The sequence below is a fragment of the Anaerorhabdus sp. genome (genome assembly GCF_036637135.1).
Taxonomy (GTDB): Bacteria; Bacillota_I; Bacilli_A; order Erysipelotrichales; family Erysipelotrichaceae; genus Anaerorhabdus.
Map to the genome: position 1 here is coordinate 1 of NZ_JAVWNC010000006.1, position 20,081 is coordinate 20,081.

The following is a 20,081-nucleotide window of genomic DNA, read 5'->3' on the forward strand; positions in this document are numbered from 1 at the left end:
TAGTTTATAATAATACCAGGTGATAATATGAAATATTTTTCAATGCTAATCAAACCAGCTTCTAGCTTATGTAATTTAAAATGCAAATACTGTTTTTATCATGATGTTGCGAGTAATCGAGAAACGTACTGCTATGACATTATCAATGATGAAACAATAGAAAATATAGTAAAGAAAACTGTTGGATATTTTAAAGAACCAGCACAGATTTCGTTTGCTTTTCAAGGTGGAGAACCAACATGTGCTAAAGTAGAAACATTCATTAAATTTATAGACACAGTAAATCGTTATAAAGAAGACTATCATGAAATACATTATTCAATACAAACGAATGGTACATTGATTGATGATGAGTGGATAAAACTATTTAAAGAGAATCATTTCTTAGTTGGGATATCGTTAGATGGATTTAAAGAAAATCATGATGATATTCGTGAAGATCGAAATAATCAAGGAACATTTGAGCGAATAATGAAATCAATAAATATGTTGAAAGAGAATGATATTGATTTTAATATCTTAACGGTATTAACATCATCGTTATCGAAACAAGCAAAGAAATTATATGAGTTTTATCAACATACGGATATTTCATATATTCAATTAATTCCTTGTTTAAATGAATTCAATCATAAATCAGTTTATGGATTAGAGCCTAAAGAATTTTCTAGTTTCTACAAAGAATTCTTTGATTTGTGGTATGAGGAATATAAAAGAGGTATTTATCGTAGTGTTACTTTGTTTGACAATATTATTCCAATGTTTGTAGGAATACCACCGCAACAATGTGGATATATGGGGTTTTGTTCAATGCAGTTTGTCGTTGAATCTAATGGGGATGTGTATCCATGTGACTTCTATGTATTGGATCAATATAAAGTTGGTAATATCAATCAAGATACGATTGTAGAACTCGCGAAATCAAAAATTACCCAAGACTTTATTCAAGAAAAAAGAGAGTTAAGTAAACAGTGCGATGATTGTCCATACTTACAAATGTGTAGAGGTAATTGTAAACGTATGACAGGTGTTTATTATGATGAACATGATTGCGGGTTACGAGATTTTTTAGAAACAAAAGAAAAAGAAATCATCGCAATTGCGAAGACTTGTTAGAGGAGATAGAGAGATGAGTGATCTTGTTGTTATTGGAAGTATCAATGTTGATTTGGTAGTAAGTAGTGATCGTTTTCCAAAAAAAGGAGAAACGATTATTGGAAACTCATTCAATGTGTTTTGTGGTGGAAAAGGTGCTAACCAAGCTGTAAGTGCAAGTAAACTTGGAGGACGCGTAAAGTTTATTGGTGCGGTTGGAGATGATTCTTATGGAACTCTTGCACTAAATAACTTGAAACAACATGGAGTCGATACATCATCAATCCAAATATTAGAAAATACTAATACAGGACTTGCAGGAATTACTGTCGCAGAAAATGATAATCAAATTATTATTATCAAAGGTGCAAATGAAAAAATAGATGAAGCCTTTATTCAACCTTATCTAGATGTAATTAAAAATGCAAAGATTGTAGTATTACAATTTGAGATTCCTTTAAAGACAGTATTCTATATTATTGATTACTGTTTTGAACATAAGATTAAGACAATATTAAATCCTGCCCCATTTGTACCATTTGATAAATCAATTATTGATAAAGTAACTTATTTTACACCCAATGAAACAGAAATAGCTTCTATGTTTGATGAATCTTATGAAGAGGTATTGAGTAAATATCCAAGTAAAATTATTATGACTAAAGGTAGTGAAGGTGCTTATATGCATAACGGTAATGAATTGGTTCACATTATACCGAAAAAAGTAAATGTTGTGGATACAACAGGTGCTGGAGATACATTTAATGGTGCGCTTGCAACATTTATTTCTCAAGAGATGAATCTTGTGGATGCTCTTGAAAAGGCAAACATAGCTGCAGGAATATCAATTGGTAAAATTGGTGCACAAAGTGCGATGCCAACATTAGAAGAGGTAAATGAATATGAAGAAGCCTAATATCTTGCTTATCACAACGGATCAACAACGTTATGATACATTGCATTGTGCAGGATATGATTATATGATTACGCCTAACTTGGATGCTTTAGCGGAAGATGGCTGTTTGTTTACAAATGCCTACTCACCCAATCCAGTATGTATTCCAGCACGACATAATTTACTAACGGGATTAACCGCAAAATATCATGGCTTTGATGATAATTACTTTGATGAATCTAAATCAATTCCTTTTGATTTACCAACGTTTGCAGAGATTCTTCAAGATGATCGATATAACACAGTAGCGATAGGGAAGATGCATTTTCAACCTTATCGTGCACACAATGGATTTAACCGTTTGGAATTGATGGATGAAATTCCAAGATTTCTAGAAGATGATGATTATACAATGTATTTACGTAGAAAAGGATATACGAATCTACAAAGTGTACATGGTGTACGACATCTACTTTATATGCAACCGCAAAAGTCTTTAGTAAAAGAAGAAGATCATGGAACAACGTGGGTAGCGAATAAAACAATTGAAACTTTGGATACCATTTCATTAGAAAGACCATTCTTAATATGGGCAGGATTCATTGCACCACATCCACCATTTGATGTACCAAGTGAATATCAAGATTTGTATCGTGATCGTGCAATCCCTATGTGCAAAACGAGTAATACAAGTTTGAGTAATTTAGCAATCGAGAATAAGAACATTGCGGATTACCCAAATGAAACTTATTTAAGAAGAGCAAGAGAATTATATTGTGCTGCTATCACTCATGTGGATACCCATGTTGGAAGAATTATACAAAAATTAAAAGATATTGGGGAATATGATAATACGTTAATACTCTTTACAAGTGACCATGGTGAGATGTTAGGTGATTATGGAACATATCAAAAGTTCTTACCTTATGATTCATCAAGTAGAGTACCACTCATTGTGCGCTATCCAAGTCGACTAAAATCGAATACTGTATGTGATGAATTAGTGAGTCTGAATGACTTGCTTCCAACGATGTTAGATGTAGCGAAGTTAGATTATCCAGGAAAAACTAAATTACCAGGTAAATCATTATTTGATCAAACAAAACATGATGCAGTATTCATGGAACATTGTCGTGGTAATCGCCGTTGGGTAAGTATACGTACAAAAGAGTATAAATACAATTACTACTTTAGTTTAGGTCGTGAAGAATTATTTGATATGATTCATGATCCAGATGAAACAACAAATTTAATTGAAACGATGAAAGATTGTGTGGAATCAATTCGAAATGATTTATATAATCGACTTATCTGTTATGAAAAACAATATGGATTACCTAATACAATTGAGGATGATCGTTTTGTAGTAATGGATGAGATGGAAATTCATTTCTATCGAGAAGCGAATTTGCCGCAATTTCCAAGGCATTTACGCAAAGAAGATGAAGGATTATGGAGTCTTAAGAAAGAACTAATAGAAGCGATAAAAGATGAGGAAGTAATTCATTTAGATGAATTGGATACTGAGTATTATATTAAACAAGGCGTTTTTACAAAAGAAGAAATTCAAGATATGAAAGAAGAATTAGGCAGGTAATAAGTTCAGTTGTCCGCATTTTGTGGACAACTGAACTTATTTAATTTATACTTCAATTAGAGGGAGTGAATAAAGATGATTGTTAAGACTTCTATACGTAATTTAAATCAATGTCCAGTTCGAACAAGATGGGATGAAGAAACGAATTTATGGTGGTCTTCTGCTACTGATATTGTTCGAGCTTTGAATATAAGTGACAATTCAAGAAGATATTGGAACACATTTAAACAAAGACACAAAGAATTAGCTGAAAAATGTGGAAGGCTTAAACTTACAGCGAGTGACGGAAAACAATATCAAGTTGATGTCTTAAATGAAGAAGGAATAAATCTTTTTATTGAATTGCTTCCAAATAAATATAGACAGGAATTAACCGATTGGATTAAGTTGAAAGATAGCCCATTCGATGAACAAAGTAAAATGAAAGCATATGAATTATTCAATGACAATTTGATAGATGCCATAGAAGTGGGAACAGTAAAAGGGCTACAACAAATACATGGTTACATATTCGCTGGTATTTTTGAATATGCAGGAAAAATAAGAGACAAAAATATATCAAAAGATGGATTTGTATTTGCGAATTTTCAATATTTGAGTAGTACATTATCGAAAGTTGAAGAAATGAGCGAAGAAACATTTGATGATATACTTAATAAGTATATAGAAATGAACATTGCTCATCCATTTATGGATGGCAATGGAAGAGCAATGAGAATATGGTTGGATTTAATTTTAAAGAAGAGATTAAAAAAATGTGTTAATTGGGTATTGGTTAATAAAATTGATTATTTGAATGCTATGCGATTAAGCCCTTCACAACCTCAAGTAATTCGAAAGTTAATAGCTAATGCACTGACAAAATCAATTTATGATCGAGAATTAATTATAAAAGGAATAGATTACTCGTATTATTACGAGGAAATAAATTAAATGATGGAGTACATTCAATGATGTCTCGATAGGAAAATAAAAATATCCTCATTATGCATAATACTAAATGCATAAACAGGATATTTTATTTTAACTTTCTAAGTATTTTATGTATTCATCAATTGTCATTTGTGGTCTGAATGATGAATGGATGTTCTCTAAGTAAGATGAATCTGTGAGTAAATCAATCACTGATCCCACAAGAATTTTTGATGTTGTATTATAAACGACATCAGGTTCACTTACTTCAAGATTTTTACCATGCATTGTGCCTTTAAAACCAGTGTATCCAAATTGAATTGTTGGCTTGAATAAACTTAAGTCACCAATATCACCAGACGCAACACTCTTTTCATCTGTTTGGATTTCAAGAGGATTTACAAAAGGTAACATATTTTGATAAACAACATCGGATAAAGCAATATCTTGATTAAAAGGAAAGTAACCTTTAATTTCTTCGATTTCACATTTTGCACCAATTGCATATGCGCAATGCTTAGCGGCATTAGATAATTGATCATTTAGGTTCATTAGAGTTGTTGTTGAGAATGAGCGAACATAAGCTTCATAAACAACATCACTTGGAATGGAGTTTACAACGTCTCCTCCGTTAGTAATGATTCCGTGAACACGATTCATGTCGCTGTCTAAGAATGTCTCTCTAAGCATAGCTTGTGCTTGTAGGAAGAGATTGCATGCGGATAAGGCATTGATTCCTTCGCTTGGTGCCATTGCTGCGTGAGATGCTTTTCCTTCGAAATGATATTTTTTATAAATAAATCCTGCAAGGGAAGATTTTACATTGAAACGATATTTTCTAAACTCCCCCATGCCATGGGCGTGAAGACAACAATCAACATCATCAAAGATGTGATCAATGATCATGTTTTGTTTTCCACCAATGGCATAAATTGTTTTGTTTTCAATAAGTTGTTTACGGTATTCAATGTCAATGAATTCTTCAGCGGGACAAAAGAACAAGGTAACTTTGCCAGTAAGTTTATTTTCATCAATGAGTTCTTTTAGTGCAAGTAAGGATGCAATCATCATAACGACTTGCGTTGAGTGACCACAACTATGTGCAGCATTGTCTAATGGATTAGAACAAGGATGACCTATTGTAGGAATTGCATCTAGTTCAGCAATTAATCCAATATGTGGTTTATCTGCATTGGCAATAGTTACTTGAAATCCTGTTTGAAAATATTCTTTTTCAATTTGTATTCCATGTGAAGTTAAGAAGGTTTGGATAATTTGTTTTGTTTTTACTTCCTTATATCCAAGCTCGGGAGTTTTAAACAAAGTATCCGCAAGTTCTAGAAATTCATCATGATACTTATCGATGATGGCATAAGCTAATTCTTTCATACATTTATCTTCCTATCTAATTCAAAAATACTTTGCGTGAAATCATCAATGAATGGTTTACGCTCTACATCATAAAGCACAAGTGTTTTACTTGTATCACATCTTTCTGTAACAGTCATACCACGAGTGTAGGCACCGTTAAGTTCGATGTAAATGTTTGCATTAAAACTTTTAAACAGTTCTGGTTTATATAAGTAATAAATAGGACATACATCAAATATAGGAGATGAAGTTAAATTGTGTTCTCTACTGTATTTTGAATAGAATCCAAATAAATCATCAACAAGTTTACTTACATGATGGTCATTGTGGAAGGATTCCATCTCATCAAATGTAATGCTTCCTGCAATACATACCTCAAGTGGATTAAGGACAACTGGTACATTACTTTCAAATACAATTTTAGCGGCTTCAGGATCATGGTAAATGTTGAATTCTGAACGTTTTTGAATGTTACCTTCAGCAATACCACCACCCATACATGAGATACATTCAATCTTATGTGAAAGATGTGGATATGTTTTCAACATCAACGCAACATTTGTAAGTGGACCAATTGCGATGATTGTAATTTGATCATGAGTTTCTAACATTTCTTTATAGAATTCTAAAGCGTGTTTTGTTTGAAAGGTGTGTTTCTTATCAGGAAATAGTGGACCATCCAGTCCACTTTCACCATGTGCAAGGGGTTGTACCTCAAGTGCTTTGGTTATTGGTTTGTCGTAACCTTTGTATATAGGTAAATCAATGTGCAAGTAATCAAGTACATTCGCTAAGTTATTACTAACTTTTTCTAATGTTTGATTCCCTGCGACAGTTGCGAAACCTAAGATTTCAAATTGTTCAGGATGAGCCAATGCGAAGAGTATCGCAAAGATATCATCATGTCCTGGGTCACAATCAAATATGATTTTTCTCTTCATTACGAATTGTTCCTTTTCTTCTTATTGTATTCTTTTATTGAATACGCAATGATTGCGAAAAATACAGCGAGATAAGGAATTGTTTGTAGAAGTTCGCTTGGTAAGTTTGTAAGTGATAGTACGTTTGTGATGGCGTCAAAGATACCGAAAACAAGAGTTGTTAAGAGAACGGTAATGAAGTTACCACGTCCCATTGCTTCAGCTGCGATACCAATCCAACCACGTGATGCAGTCATGTTTGCAGTAAAGAAAGATAAGTAACCCATTGATAAATATGCACCACCAATAGCTGCTAATACACCAGATAGAATAAGTGAAATGATACGAACGCGATTAACGTTAATTCCTACGCTTCTCGCTGCATTTTCATCTAATCCACTAGCGCGCATATGCAATCCAAACTTAGTTTTGTATACCAAGATATAAACAAGTACAGCGGTAATCATACAGATATAAGCTAGTACGTTATGACCTGAAATAATTTCGCCAAGAATTGGAATATCTTTGATAATTGGGATATGAATTGTTGGTAATACTTTACTAGGTAATGATGCAGTAGTACCTTTACTACCTGTAATAATGAATAATAAGAATACAGTGAAACTTGATGCAAATACGTTTAATGCGATACCCCCCATAATCGGTGTTGTTTTAAGTTTGATTGCACTAAATACGAGGATCAATGCCATAATCACACCAGAGCCTATAGCGATAAGTAATCCCAACCAAGCACTGTGTGTCCATACACTACCAAGAACCCCCATAATTGCAGCAACTAACATAATACCTTCAACTGCGATATTAGGTAATCCAGAAAGGTTAGCAGTATAGGCAGACATTGATGCAAACATCAATGGTACGCATACACGAATAACAACAAAGAAGAATGAAGCACTGAAGATTAAGTCCTTATATTGTTCCATTTGCTTTACCTCCTTCTTTTAGTAATGAACGATCTCGCCATTTCTTTAAGAAATATTGAGACATGATTAAGAAAACAAGAATTGCTTCTACAAACGATGCCATTTCAACTGGAACATCTGTTGTACGAGACATGATTTCAGCACCTACACGAATATAGGCAATACCAAATGATGCAAGTAATACACCAAATGGATTATTTTTTCCAAGGGTAGCGATTAGCGCACCGGTAAATCCTAAACCAGGCAAGGCGACCCACGTAAATCGTTCATACATACCTAATAATTCAATGGATGAACCCATTCCTCCAATAAATCCAGAAATGAAGTGAACTGATAAGAATAAAGCGAAAGCACTCATGCCTGAATATTTTGCAAAGTTTGAATTAAGTCCTGTCATACGAATACTATAACCCAGCTTTGTTTTGAATAATAAGATGAACATGAGAATTGTTACAACAAACAAGACAAGTACACCGATATGTGTTCTTGTACCTGGAATAAAGATAGGTAGACGTGTTGTTTCCATAAACTTATTACTTGCAACTGATGGAACATCACTTGCACGGATAAATGTTTTAACGAAGAATAGGCCTAGTCCAAAGAGGATAGAGTTCATCATCAAGGATACAACTAATTCGTTTGTATTATATTTTGCTTTAAAGTAACCAGGAATTAACGCAACTAATCCACCAAAGATACTCGAAATAAGAATAGTTAAGATTGGGTCAAGGAATGCATTACCAAACATTTGAGAAGCTACTGTTGCAGTAACAACACCACAAATGTAATAAATACCCTCTGTACCTAAATTAAATAACCCAGTTCTAAAGAGTAATGAAGTTGCAAGACCTGCAAAGCCAATTGGCACCATGGTTTCAAGAACATTACCAAAGTATCTTATCTTTGTAAAAGGTGCGGTAATTAATTTAACAAATGCATCAACAGGAGTTTGTGATACAAGCATGAGAATAATGAATGAGATGAGAAAGGCAATTGCGATAGCAACAAGTGTTTTAACAATCTCAAACATTACGTCAGAATTTTTCTTAAACACGGTAAGCCCTCCTTATTTCTTCATCAGATTGTTTCTTAACACCTAACATGTATAGACCTAAATCTTTATCTGTAACATCTCTTGTGTTTTCAAAGTAGGCAACGATTTCACCATCATACATAACAAGTAATTTATCGCTTAAGTCCATAACTTCGGTTAAGTCAGCACTGACAAGTAGAATAGCTCTACCTTCATTTCTTAAATCGATTAATTGATTATGAATAAAGTTAGCACTACCAATATCAATACCACGAGTAGGTTGTTCAGCGATAAGTAGTTGAGGATCTGTTTGATATTCACGCGCAACTACAACCTTTTGGATATTACCACCAGATAGACTACCAATTTTTGTTTTTCCTGATGATGTCTTGATACTAAATTTTGAAATCAAACCATCTGCGATAGATTTGATACTCTTGTTTTTCATGAAGAATTTACCACTGAGTTCTGGTTGATCATAATAAGTAGAAATAATATTATCACTGATGGATGCATTTGCAGCAATTCCATCTTTCATACGATCTTCAGGAATATAAGCTAAACCTTTTTGTCTTCTAAGTTTAATTGGCATTGTTGAAATGTCTTCATTGTTTAAACGAATTGTACCGGATGTAAAAGGTCCCATACCGGCAATAGCTTGAATTAGTTCAGATTGTCCGTTTCCTTGTACACCGGCAATACCTAATATTTCACCAGTTCGAACTGAGAAGTTAATATCATGTAGTGTATGTTTTTTTGATGTTTTAATTTCTAAGTTTTCAACTGATAGTACAGCTTGTGTATTTTCTAGTTTCTTCTTAATATCTTCAAATGATGTAGATAGTTCGCGACCTACAATTAGTTCAGTCATTTTTTCAATTGAAATATCCTTAGCATCATATGTTCCACAACTCTCTCCATTTTTCATAATAGTAATACGATCACTAATTTGTTTTACTTCATTTAATTTATGAGAAATAAAGATTACTGTATGACCTAATTCTTTAAACTTTTTTAATTCAATAAATAAGGCATCAGTTTCTTGTGGTGTAAGTACAGCTGTAGGTTCATCAAGAATAATAACTTCTGCATCTTGATAAAGAGTTTTAAGTATTTCTACTTTTTGCTTTGCACCAACTGATAGTGTTTCTATTTTAGCTTTTACATCAATTTCAAAATTGTATTTCTTAGCGAGTTCTGAAGCTTTTTTCATTGCTTGATTATAATCGATGAAGAATTTATTTTTTACAGGTTCATTACCAAGTACAATGCTTTGGGCAACGGTAAAACTTGGAATCAACATGAAGTGTTGATGAACCATTCCTATACCAAGCTTAATTGCCTCCATTGAGTTTTCAAAACTAACGTTTTGTCCTTTGTAGACAATTTGTCCTTCACTTGGTTTTTCCATACCAAAGGCAATCTTCATGATTGTTGATTTACCAGCACCATTTTCACCAACAACAGAATGAATTTCTCCTTTTTTGAAATCGATGCTTACTTTACGATTCGCAAATACACCGTTATCGTAAACTTTTGTAATCTCTTTTAAACTTAAGATGATATCGTCCATACAATCCCCTTTCTAATAAAAATAATGCTCTACCAATGGGGTAGAGCATTACTTATGAATATTATTGAACGCCAGCTTTTAATTCTTCCCATTTTGTATTGTCTGTTTCAAGACGAATTTGAGGGATATCGAACTTGCCGTCGATTAAATCTTGTTCAAGTTGTTCGATAGCAGCTTTTTGTTCATCAGTGAAGTAGTTATTGAATGCATCATTTTTAACGATTCCTACTCCGCCTTCTTTATATCCTAATAATTCTTTTTCACCAAATGGAAGTGTTCCATCTAAATACATATTGAATGCACGTACTAAAGCTTTGTCGCAATTCTTTGTAGCAGATGATAAGATAACTTTTACGATTTCAGGTTTTTCGCTGAATGTTAATGATTGGTCAGAGTCAACACCAATTGCCCAAACACCTTCCATACCTGAAGCTGATTCAAATAAACCGTTTCCTGCACCACCAGCTGCGTGGAAGATTACATCAACGCCTGATTTGTACATGTTGTCTGCTTGTTCTTTAGCTTTTGGAGCATCTTGGAAGTTTCCAACATAACCGAATGACATTTTGATATCTGGGTTAACTGCTTGAGCACCTACGATATATCCACCAAAGAAGTCATTGATAGAAGGTGAATCCATACCACCGATTGCACCGATGTTACCAGTCTTAGTTGCAGTAGCTGCAACAATACCAGCTAAGAAACCTAATTCTTCTGATTTGTATGTCATTGCATAAACATTTGGCAAATCTTCTGGAGCACTATAATCGAAGTTGATGAATTGTTGTTCAGGGAATTCTTTTGCGATTTTGTAAAGAGAAGGTTCAGCTTCCCAGTTACCACCAATAATTAAGTCGTAACCTCCTTCAGCTGCTTCTAGGTAATAGTTTTCCCATTTACTATTGTCTTTACCCATTTCAATTAATTTTGCTTCAACGTTTGGCATTGCACTGATTTCTTGGAAACCAGAGTAAACAATGTCGAAGTAAGATTGGTCACCAATGTATGGTAACAATAAGGCTACTTTAATTGTTTTTTCACCTTCAGGTTGGTCAGTAGCTGCAGGATCAGTAGTTGCTGGTTTTCCTGAACATCCAACAAGTCCGATAGCGAGTAGCGTAACCAAAAGTACTGCTAAAATCTTTTTCATTTCATTCCTCCTGTTTTATATTGAAAACTGTCCTTCCAGTTTACAATCAATTAATGATACTTTTCCGTTTCCTTTAATATAAAATCCGAACATACCTAAGACATCTTGGTTTAGACTTACAGGTATTGATTCGCTTTGATTGTCTATATGTACATTAATTAAATCACAAGTACTAATGACTTTCAATGTAGAATTCGATTTTTTGTATATTAATCCTGATTTGTATGTTTCCGTAATATTTAATCCATTTCGAATGCATAAAGAAATGGGTTGACCATCAACAAATTTTAATGAGACAAAGTCTGTATAGCCACGAGAACTAAAACAAAAATGAGTTTCATCACAATCAAAATTGCAATTGAATTCTACTGTTCTTTGATTCACGTTTGGATTTCCCATTTGAATGAATGCATCATCATTACTCTTTAATTCTACACCAAGATTTGTGTAATCGAGATTACCTTTATGAAGACTAAAGAAGAATGGATTGATACATTGATCTTCGCCAAATGTTAAACCAAAATCACAAGGTTGATGAGTACGGAAATCAACATAAGATTTCATTGTATGATCGATAGAGAAAGATTGAATCATAATATATTTTCTCATGATGCGCTCATTGAATTCAAAATGAATACCAATCTTATGAACAGTTTTACTGGTTTGAGTAATTTGATGTTGAAGTGTTAGTTGATCTTCCAATAAAGTAAGGGGAGAATCTTCGATTGTGTTATCAGTATACCAAACACGAATACAACAAGTGAGATGACAACTCAATGGATTTTGTAGACTTACGGTAATGGTTTGATTAGGAAAAACTTGTGGAGAGAATAGCGGGTCATAACGAGCATCATAAATATCATTAGGTAAAAAATATGTAATTTTATTTACGTCCAAATCGTATCCTTTAAAACAGTTATTTAAAATTATTTTTAATTGATTATTTTCTTGTTTTAAATTTGATTCACAATAACGAGAAGAATGTGTTACAAATCCTTTTGTTGCATACGGTAAATCAAAAGCATAACTTGTGAATTGTGGATTACGACGCATGTTACTTGGTATTTCAAATTCGTTTGATTCAAATGCAAGTCGTGTGAATTCATATGCACTATCACTTACAGTAGTTTGATTTAAATATCCATTGTTGCTCGATGCTAAAAGAATATCATTAATTGGTAATATCCATTTTTGGTCAATATGATTAATTCCAACAACGCAACCTATGATAGAACCAACATTTCCACAATTACAATCTGTATCATAACCAAGGGTGCAAAGAAGAGTCATGGTCTTTGTGAAATCATTATGTCCATAAAGAAGAGCTAGAATCATAATCGCAATATTTGGAATGATATGACACATACCAGGGAAATGATCGTAGCTGTACTTAGATAAAATATAATCAAAGCATTTCATTTCATCGTCAGGGTTTTCGTCATAATAGCGAATGATGTCCTTTACTACTTGGTAATAAGTTGAGGATGAATCAATATAATCTAATGCATCATTTACAATCTGATAAGTATCAGTATAAGTAAAACTAAGCGCAATCATTACGGCAACATAAACGCCACCTTCTATACCATCTTGATCATGAGTGATTGAACTAGCAAGATATGCTAATTTCTTTGCAACATGAGGATCACCAAGTGAACAATATCCGCACCAATCCACAAAGATTTGACCACCAATTTGTTCTGCCATGATTTGGCCATTTGTTTTTGATGAACCAGATAGAGGGGGTTCAATTCCATTCACTAAATTCAAATAACTAGTGTGTTCAGTTGATATCCCTTTTCCACCCCACCAAAAGAAACCATGTTCATAAGGGATGTAGTTTAACATTGTGTTTGCGATATCTTGTGCAGTAATATCTTTTATTTTCTTATTGCGTAAAACTTCTTTAAAGAAGAGTGGTCCATTACTGTCATCATCAGCTGCGAATACACCATAATCAACAACATAGTCATTGATTGTACCATAGGTTGATTTAATTTCGTCATAAGTCCAAGCTTCAACAGGAGCACCTAATCGAATGCCAATGATTTTACCCATCCAAGCACTATATATTTTTTCATATGCAGTTTTAAAATCCATACGTATATCCTCCTTTTGGTTGCGTATCCATTTTAGATATAATAAGATTAACATACTTAACAATTGCTTTGGAGGTAGAAATATGATTTATCCAAAATTTATTCAAGATAAAAGTACAATCGGTGTTGTAGCGCCATCCTTTGGTGTTGCAGGTGAACCATATTATGATAACTACATCATCGCAAAAGAATCATTACAAGAGATGGGCTTTCGACTAGTCGAATGCCCAAGTATTTATAACTTAGAAAAAGGACAAAGTAATTTACCAAAAATTCGTGCGAAAGAATTAATGGACTTTTACGAAGATGATTCAATTGATTTTCTTTGGTCATGTGCAGGCGGAGAGATTATGAATGAAATACTGCCATACTTGGACTTTGAAAGAATAAAACAGTTAAAACCAAAATGGTTTATTGGATACTCAGATAATACATGTTTCATACAGCCACTTGCGACGAAATCAAATATCGCATCACTATATGGCATGTGCATATCAGAATTTAATTCATTACAAATCAAAGAAGCAAGTCAAGCATTGATTAATTTATTAATGGGTAAGCAACATCTGTTTTATCAGTTCTTAGATCAACCGACACAAACGATTACGAATGAAAATACAATGATTGAAGGAAGATTATTAGGTGGTTGTGTAGAAGTAATTATGAATCTTCTTCAAACACAATACGATGGTACTCTTGCATTTATTGAACAGTATGAAGGCGATGTGATTTTGTATTTAGAAGCGTATGAATTAAATTCGCTTGGTATGAAACGTACTTTGTGGCAATTAAGAGAACTTGGATATTTGAACAAAATAAAAGGTATTCTAATTGGTAAACTAAGAAATGATGAACCAGCGTTTGATGTTACAATCACTGAAGCATTATTAGATTTAGAATTAGATATACCTGTAATTTATGATGTGGAATTTGGTCATACATATCCAACGATACCTATGGTAAATGGAGCTTATGCAAAAGTAAGTGTTATCAATCAAAGATTTTCAATTGATTATGATTTTACTCGTTAATGAAAGATACAATTCTTTGAATATTTGTATCAGTAAAAAAGATGTCATCAGTATGAATTGCATCATCAAATAATTCTAGAGTAATGGATTGATTTGGGTACTTCGAAGTAACTTCGTTATAAAAATCAATACTTTGTTGATGAGGTACTAAGCGATCACCTGTACCATGCTGTAAGAGAATACGGGGCATATCTTCTTGGATAAATGTAGTTGGATTTAGTGTAGATAGGACTTCTTCTTTGAAGAAGTTTTCTTTTCCTATGAGTAAACTGATAAGACCATCTTCATCATAGATGCTTGTATCACTTGTGAATGTACAACCAAGATCAATCAGTTGTTTCTCCATTTTAGTTGTGTCGATAGCTGGATAAAATGCAACAATACTTTTTAGTTTTGTTTTTGGTTGTGGAATAGGAGTACCTAGTAACTGAGTGTCTTGGATTAATCCTGCAAGTAGTGCAAGATGAGCACCTGCGGATTCACCCCAAATATGTAAGTTCTCTAAATCAAAATGATATTTATCTGCGTTATTTTCAACCCAAAGTAATGCTTGTTTAATATCAACGATTTGTTGCGGATAGCGAGCATCAACAGAAAGTGAATAATCGATAGATACTACATTCATGCCATAATTTACAATTTTGATCATACCATGCATAAACTTCGATTGTTTATATCCACTAATCCAACCGCCACCATGAACTACAACGATGGTCGGTTTTTTAGTTGGGGTTGTATCGGGTAAATACACATCTAATTTTTGGTTGCCATAGTAGGTAATATCTAACTCATGAATTGGAAATAAAGAGGGATCCATATGGCCTTGGTCAAACTCTAAAAAACTTTTTAATTTATTACATAATTCCATGATTGTACTCCTTTATCTATTGATTCAATTATAACAACTCAGTTTTCAATTTAAAGTACTATTTGGATAGAAGTGTAGAACACAAAGGTTTCCATAGGTTGTGATAAACTGAAATTAGAAAGACTTAATGGTTTTATTATGACGTTACTTTATTATGCACTCGCAACGATGTTTGCGATTATGGTGGGAATTGCTTCAGGACTTGGACCTGGATTAATTATGAAACCACTCTTTGATTTAATGAACTTACACTCAGTAACTGAAATAGGTAACTATATTTCGATTGCTTTTTTACCAGTGTTAGTGATTTTGACTTATCGTTTTTTCAAAAATAATAAAGCACCTGTTGATTGGAAACGTGTTGCTACTTCTGCATGTGGTGCAATAACAGGTGGAATACTGGGTGAATACTTTTTTGAATTCATGGTAAAAACAAATGAATTGCTTGTTAAACAAATACAAACATTTACACTTGTTGTCATCATTGTAATTATGTTGTTTTATTTTTTAAAGAAAGTAGAGATTAAGGAAGCCAAAATTGAAACAAAAGCGAAAGTATATATACTAAGTTTAGTTTTATCCGCAAGTATCATTTTCTTAGGGTTTGGTGGTCGAGGATTGAATTTGGCAGCTTATTTAACTTTCTTTCCTTATGATAAAAAAGAAGCGCCTTTATTATCAATTGTAATTATCTTCTGTGCGCAAGTAACTAAACTAACTAAAATAGCACTAACTTCAGGATTTGGTACATTTGATCCTAAAGTAGTTATTGTGTTATTGGTTACATCTACAATAGGAAGTTTACTTGGATATACGATAAATAAATACGTTCCTAAAAAGTATATTAATCCAATTAGTATAGCGATATTAATATTTGTAGGATGTCTAACTACTTTGAATCTAATTCGTCTTTTCTAATTGATTGACTATTGTTTATAAGTAGAATAATCTAAAGTTAAGAATTAAGGTATTTAACCCGTTTTCTTGGTACTTGCTTTTGTGATATAATAACAAACAGTTGAAAGAGAGGTGTACAACTTGAATTTAGTTATTGGGGCATTCCCTTATTTTGTACTACCATTAATACTTTCTTTTATTTTTATCCCTATGGCAAAAAAAATAGGTTTAAACCTTGGAATATACGCTGAAGAGAACCAAAGAACAGTGCATCATGGTAAAATTGTTCGAATTGGTGGACTTGCAGTTTTCTTAGCATTTATGATTTCGATGGCAATCTTTGTGAAAGCAGATGATACTCTAAATGGTATTTTATTAGGTGGTATTGTTATTTTCATTGGTGGGTTGTTGGATGATATCTTTGATTTAAAGCCAATTATTAAACTTGCATTTCAAATTGTTGCAGCACTAATTGCGATGATTGTAGGTCAAGTGTATTTATCATCAATTAGTTTGCCGTTTGGAATTCAAATTAATAATATCTTTATATCAGGGTTTGTCACATTTGTATGGATAGTAGGTATTACAAACGCGATTAATCTTATAGATGGTTTAGATGGTTTATCAGGTGGTATTTCATTTATTGTAACTTGTACCATAGGGTTACTTGGATTCTTTATGGGAAGACGTGATATTTGTATTATGTCTTTGATTCTTGCGGGTTCAATACTTGGATTCTTAAAATATAACTTCCATCCTGCTAGTATATTTATGGGGGATTGTGGAGCATTATTCTTGGGGTATATGATTGCAACAATTTCATTACTTGGGTTTAAAACGACAGCATTTATTACATTGGGGTTTCCAATATTGATGTTGTTTATCCCAATCTCAGATACGCTAATAGCGATCATAAGAAGAAAGCTTAAAGGACAAAAGATCTCAGAAGCAGATCGTAGTCATTTGCATCATATCTTAATGTATAAATTAGACTTGGGCCATCGTAATGCGGTTTTAATTCTGTATTTGATGACCATGTTATTTGGGGTAAGTTCAGTAGTTAGTTATTTTGACAAGGTTGCAGGGCTTATCATGGTGTTGATTCTTCTACTTATCTCGGAAATCTTTATTGAGAAAACAGGCATGATTAATCCTAAATTTCATCCATTATTAGGACTTTATAGACGGATACGAGGAAAAAGTAAGGACGAGACAAACGAACACTGAAAAATCAGTGTTTTTTTTAGTTCTTTTTAAGGATGAACTTCATTTCTTGCAAATAAGTGAGTAAGGAGGCAAATATGACTAAATTAAGAATAGAAAATGTTTTGAGGGGTGAAGATGAGTGTGTTCATCATATTCGGGACATATGGACATCCTTCATCGATGCTAAAACAAAGTATGTAAGACATGTCGATGAGAAAAATTGTGATTGTTATCTGATAAGTGATGCAAATTGGGCCATTCGTGGAAAAACATTATCATGTCAGGAGATGGGGATTAGAATTAGACCGGGAGATATTTGTTATATTGATTATGGCCAAGCGTATTTAAATGAAATAGGTTTTCAACATTTTGGATTGGTCATCCGAATCTACCAACAAAAAGCATTTGTAGTGCCCATGACATCCAATGAAGTTCAATATAATAGTGCTTATGATCCAATAAATAATCCTTCTGGGAAAAGACATTTGATGCGTTTGGGGTGGTTACCCCGGGATGAATCGTAAATCTGTTCTCTTTCTAAACGATTGTAAGTTTATAAACTCTGCAAGAGTTATTGATGTAAAGGCACATCTTGATGTTGATTCAGCTTATTTTGCTCAAATAAAGAAACGCATTATACAGATGATTGATGAAGATGAAGGGGAGTAAATCCTTAAACAATGTGATAAACTAGAAGTATGATGAATAAACTTAATTCTAAAAAATGGATAGTTGCAGTATCAGGAGGGCCAGATTCTATGGCTCTTTTAGACATGTGTGTTAAAAATAAAGTAAATGTTGTTGTAGCACATGTGAACTACCATAAACGAGATACTGCGGATCGAGATGAAAGTTGCGTACGCAATTATTGTGAAATGCATTCAATTCCTTTTCATGTGATACATCCTAAGAAAACGACAACTGGTAATTTTCAAGCTTGGGCTCGGGATGTACGATATGATTTTTTTGTGCAATGTTATCTAAATGAGAAAGCTGATGGATTACTTGTGGGGCACCATCAAGATGATTTAATAGAAACTTATCTATTTCAAAAGAAAAGAAACTCAATTCCTTCAATTTATGGTATTGCGGAGAAGACTAAACAAGGCAAGATGCTAATACAAAGACCGTTACTTAAAATGAGTAAAAGGGATTGTATGGATTACTGTATTGAAAATCATGTCCCTTATCAAATTGATGAATCAAACTTGGGGAATGATTATACTCGAAATAAAATTCGACACAACATTGTAGAGAAAATGAGTCAAGAAGAACGCAAAGCGATATTAAAGGAAATTAAAGAAAAAAATATAGAGAAGAAAAAGATTGAAAAGAAATATTCGCCAATTATTAAAGGAAAGCAACTTAATTACACATTGATTGAACATGAACCGAAAGAAATTCGCCTTGTATGTTTAAGATTGTGGTTTAAACAACAAAAGCGGCAAGAAGCGAATAATACAAAAAGCTTCTTTGAACAATTAGATCATGTATTAATTTCTAGACCCAATTATGAATTGGAACTAAATGAAGGCTTGTTTACTTGCTCAAATCGAATTTGTGAAATTATGGGAAATGAGGACAAAAGCTATAAAGTTGTACTACAATCTATTCATGACTTTAAAACACCACATTTTATTGTGAAAGCAAAGGGATTGATGGGAGTGAATGCATGTACAGTGAAAGAAAGTGATTTTCCGATTACAATAAGAAATGTAAGACAAGGAGATTTCATTCAACTACGTTTTGGTACGAAGAAAATAAACCGGTGGTTTATTGATCGAAAAATACCATTAAAGGATAGAAAGAATTGGCCAGTTGTCTTAAATTGTAATGATGAAGTGATATTAGTGCCCGGAATTGGCTGTAATGTGGAACATTACTCTATAAAACCGAACTTATTTGTGTTAAAATACTGAATATCGCGGAGGAAAAAATATGCACCAATTGATAAAGAGAGTATTAGTAACTGAGGAGCAAATCGTTGAACGCTCAAAGGAATTAGCAAAACAAATAACTGAAGATTATTCAGGAATGGAACCACCTTTGTTTGTAGCTTTGCTAAAGGGATCTGTACCTTTCCTAGCTGAACTAGTTAAACATGTTGAAATGGATATTGAATTTGATTTCATGGATGTATCTAGTTATGAGGGTACTGAATCAATCGGTGATATTAAAATATTAAAAGATTTAGATCGTTCTATTAAAGGACTAGATATTATTCTTGTAGAAGATATTGTGGATACAGGAAGAACACTTACAACGGTGCGTCAAACATTATTGAATAAAGGAGCTCATTCTGTAAGAATAGTCACTTTACTGGACAAACCTAGTCGTCGTGTAGTAGAAATTGAAGCAGAATATACGGGATTTGAAATCGAAAATGAATTCGTGGTTGGATTTGGATTAGACTTCAATCAAAAATACCGTAATTTACCATATATCGGTGTATTAAAAGATGAATGTTATCAATAAATAGTAAGGAGTGTG

General features: G+C 33.1%; 19 protein-coding genes. 11 read left to right on the plus strand and 8 right to left on the minus strand.

The annotated features are described in order from the left end of the window. The first annotated feature begins 27 nt into the window (after positions 1 to 27). The 4 genes from RR643_RS01750 (at position 28) to fic (ending at position 4,520) form a co-directional block, all read left to right on the plus strand. A complete protein-coding gene (locus RR643_RS01750; RefSeq protein ID WP_332468918.1) occupies positions 28 to 1,116 on the plus strand; it encodes a radical SAM/SPASM domain-containing protein in 1,089 nt (362 codons plus the stop codon). 13 nt (positions 1,117 to 1,129) lie between these two features. Beyond that, on the plus strand, positions 1,130 to 2,011 hold the full coding sequence (rbsK, locus tag RR643_RS01755; protein ID WP_332482132.1) for a ribokinase: 882 nt from the start codon (positions 1,130 to 1,132) through the stop codon (positions 2,009 to 2,011). Continuing rightward, positions 1,998 to 3,587 (plus strand): sulfatase family protein, encoded by a 1,590-nt coding sequence (locus RR643_RS01760; RefSeq protein ID WP_332482133.1) that lies wholly within the window; start codon positions 1,998 to 2,000, stop codon positions 3,585 to 3,587. The genes rbsK and RR643_RS01760 overlap by 14 nt, the downstream gene beginning before the upstream one ends. A 75-nt stretch (positions 3,588 to 3,662) precedes the next feature. Next, positions 3,663 to 4,520 carry a protein adenylyltransferase Fic gene (gene fic, locus RR643_RS11665; RefSeq protein ID WP_442878010.1) on the plus strand — a complete coding sequence of 286 codons (858 nt, stop codon included), beginning with the start codon at positions 3,663 to 3,665 and terminating at the stop codon, positions 4,518 to 4,520. Positions 4,521 to 4,610: 90 nt separating this feature from the next. Here the strand turns inward: fic and RR643_RS01775 are convergent, their stop codons facing one another. The 7 genes from RR643_RS01775 to RR643_RS01805 form a co-directional block, all read right to left on the minus strand. Beyond that, positions 4,611 to 5,888, minus strand: coding sequence for an amidohydrolase (locus tag RR643_RS01775; protein WP_332468915.1), 1,278 nt, complete (start codon positions 5,886 to 5,888; stop codon positions 4,611 to 4,613). Then, the gene (locus tag RR643_RS01780) at positions 5,885 to 6,811 is read right to left on the minus strand and encodes a nucleoside hydrolase (RefSeq protein WP_332482134.1); all 927 of its coding nucleotides are present in this window, start codon (positions 6,809 to 6,811) and stop codon (positions 5,885 to 5,887) included. Before RR643_RS01780 ends, RR643_RS01775 begins: the two co-directional genes overlap by 4 nt. After that, entirely contained in the window at positions 6,811 to 7,734 is a 924-nt protein-coding gene (locus RR643_RS01785; protein WP_332468913.1) for an ABC transporter permease, read from the minus strand. Before RR643_RS01785 ends, RR643_RS01780 begins: the two co-directional genes overlap by 1 nt. After that, positions 7,721 to 8,788, minus strand: a complete 1,068-nt coding sequence (locus tag RR643_RS01790) for an ABC transporter permease (protein ID WP_332468912.1) — start codon at positions 8,786 to 8,788, stop codon at positions 7,721 to 7,723. Before RR643_RS01790 ends, RR643_RS01785 begins: the two co-directional genes overlap by 14 nt. Beyond that, positions 8,781 to 10,340 carry an ABC transporter ATP-binding protein gene (locus tag RR643_RS01795; RefSeq protein WP_332482135.1) on the minus strand — a complete coding sequence of 520 codons (1,560 nt, stop codon included), beginning with the start codon at positions 10,338 to 10,340 and terminating at the stop codon, positions 8,781 to 8,783. Before RR643_RS01795 ends, RR643_RS01790 begins: the two co-directional genes overlap by 8 nt. A gap of 61 nt (positions 10,341 to 10,401) precedes the next feature. Beyond that, the gene (locus RR643_RS01800; protein WP_332468910.1) at positions 10,402 to 11,490 is read right to left on the minus strand and encodes a BMP family lipoprotein; all 1,089 of its coding nucleotides are present in this window, start codon (positions 11,488 to 11,490) and stop codon (positions 10,402 to 10,404) included. A 15-nt stretch (positions 11,491 to 11,505) separates the two neighbouring features. Continuing rightward, positions 11,506 to 13,590 (minus strand): ADP-ribosylglycohydrolase family protein, encoded by a 2,085-nt coding sequence (locus RR643_RS01805; protein WP_332482136.1) that lies wholly within the window; start codon positions 13,588 to 13,590, stop codon positions 11,506 to 11,508. A gap of 82 nt (positions 13,591 to 13,672) precedes the next feature. Between RR643_RS01805 and RR643_RS01810 the strand changes: the two genes are divergently transcribed. Beyond that, the gene (locus RR643_RS01810; protein ID WP_332482137.1) at positions 13,673 to 14,620 is read left to right on the plus strand and encodes a S66 peptidase family protein; all 948 of its coding nucleotides are present in this window, start codon (positions 13,673 to 13,675) and stop codon (positions 14,618 to 14,620) included. On the opposite strand, the gene RR643_RS01815 is transcribed toward RR643_RS01810, so the two are convergent. Beyond that, entirely contained in the window at positions 14,610 to 15,488 is an 879-nt protein-coding gene (locus RR643_RS01815; RefSeq protein WP_332468907.1) for an alpha/beta hydrolase, read from the minus strand. The genes RR643_RS01810 and RR643_RS01815 overlap by 11 nt on opposite strands. A gap of 138 nt (positions 15,489 to 15,626) precedes the next feature. Between RR643_RS01815 and RR643_RS01820 the strand changes: the two genes are divergently transcribed. The 6 genes from RR643_RS01820 (at position 15,627) to hpt (ending at position 20,066) form a co-directional block, all read left to right on the plus strand. Continuing rightward, complete coding sequence (locus RR643_RS01820) at positions 15,627 to 16,406, plus strand: sulfite exporter TauE/SafE family protein (protein ID WP_332482138.1); 780 nt, start codon at positions 15,627 to 15,629, stop codon at positions 16,404 to 16,406. A 120-nt stretch (positions 16,407 to 16,526) separates the two neighbouring features. Next, positions 16,527 to 17,612: an MraY family glycosyltransferase gene (locus RR643_RS01825; protein WP_332468905.1), complete on the plus strand. Its 1,086-nt coding sequence runs from the start codon at positions 16,527 to 16,529 to the stop codon at positions 17,610 to 17,612. Between the two features lie 74 nt (positions 17,613 to 17,686). Next, entirely contained in the window at positions 17,687 to 18,115 is a 429-nt protein-coding gene (locus tag RR643_RS01830; protein WP_332482139.1) for a hypothetical protein, read from the plus strand. Continuing rightward, positions 18,105 to 18,260, plus strand: a complete 156-nt coding sequence (locus RR643_RS01835) for a hypothetical protein (protein WP_332468903.1) — start codon at positions 18,105 to 18,107, stop codon at positions 18,258 to 18,260. Before RR643_RS01830 ends, RR643_RS01835 begins: the two co-directional genes overlap by 11 nt. Before the next feature lie 32 nt (positions 18,261 to 18,292). After that, positions 18,293 to 19,510, plus strand: coding sequence for a tRNA lysidine(34) synthetase TilS (gene tilS / locus RR643_RS01840; RefSeq protein ID WP_332482140.1), 1,218 nt, complete (start codon positions 18,293 to 18,295; stop codon positions 19,508 to 19,510). 19 nt (positions 19,511 to 19,529) lie between these two features. Then, positions 19,530 to 20,066 carry a hypoxanthine phosphoribosyltransferase gene (gene hpt, locus RR643_RS01845; RefSeq protein WP_332468901.1) on the plus strand — a complete coding sequence of 179 codons (537 nt, stop codon included), beginning with the start codon at positions 19,530 to 19,532 and terminating at the stop codon, positions 20,064 to 20,066. The last annotated feature ends 15 nt before the right edge of the window (positions 20,067 to 20,081 follow it).

Coding starts and splice junctions, on each gene's coding strand:
- rbsK (WP_332482132.1), top strand. CDS start 1,130: ATGAGTGATCTTGTTGTTATTGGAAGTATCAATGTTGATTTGGTAGTA.
- RR643_RS01785 (WP_332468913.1), bottom strand. CDS start 7,734: ATGGAACAATATAAGGACTTAATCTTCAGTGCTTCATTCTTCTTTGTT.
- RR643_RS01795 (WP_332482135.1), bottom strand. CDS start 10,340: ATGGACGATATCATCTTAAGTTTAAAAGAGATTACAAAAGTTTACGAT.
- RR643_RS01775 (WP_332468915.1), bottom strand. CDS start 5,888: ATGAAAGAATTAGCTTATGCCATCATCGATAAGTATCATGATGAATTT.
- RR643_RS01750 (WP_332468918.1), top strand. CDS start 28: ATGAAATATTTTTCAATGCTAATCAAACCAGCTTCTAGCTTATGTAAT.
- RR643_RS01820 (WP_332482138.1), top strand. CDS start 15,627: ATGACGTTACTTTATTATGCACTCGCAACGATGTTTGCGATTATGGTG.
- hpt (WP_332468901.1), top strand. CDS start 19,530: ATGCACCAATTGATAAAGAGAGTATTAGTAACTGAGGAGCAAATCGTT.
- RR643_RS01760 (WP_332482133.1), top strand. CDS start 1,998: ATGAAGAAGCCTAATATCTTGCTTATCACAACGGATCAACAACGTTAT.
- RR643_RS01815 (WP_332468907.1), bottom strand. CDS start 15,488: ATGGAATTATGTAATAAATTAAAAAGTTTTTTAGAGTTTGACCAAGGC.
- RR643_RS01780 (WP_332482134.1), bottom strand. CDS start 6,811: ATGAAGAGAAAAATCATATTTGATTGTGACCCAGGACATGATGATATC.
- RR643_RS01810 (WP_332482137.1), top strand. CDS start 13,673: ATGATTTATCCAAAATTTATTCAAGATAAAAGTACAATCGGTGTTGTA.
- RR643_RS01830 (WP_332482139.1), top strand. CDS start 17,687: ATGACTAAATTAAGAATAGAAAATGTTTTGAGGGGTGAAGATGAGTGT.
- fic (WP_442878010.1), top strand. CDS start 3,663: ATGATTGTTAAGACTTCTATACGTAATTTAAATCAATGTCCAGTTCGA.
- RR643_RS01835 (WP_332468903.1), top strand. CDS start 18,105: ATGAATCGTAAATCTGTTCTCTTTCTAAACGATTGTAAGTTTATAAAC.
- RR643_RS01805 (WP_332482136.1), bottom strand. CDS start 13,590: ATGGATTTTAAAACTGCATATGAAAAAATATATAGTGCTTGGATGGGT.
- tilS (WP_332482140.1), top strand. CDS start 18,293: ATGAATAAACTTAATTCTAAAAAATGGATAGTTGCAGTATCAGGAGGG.
- RR643_RS01800 (WP_332468910.1), bottom strand. CDS start 11,490: ATGAAAAAGATTTTAGCAGTACTTTTGGTTACGCTACTCGCTATCGGA.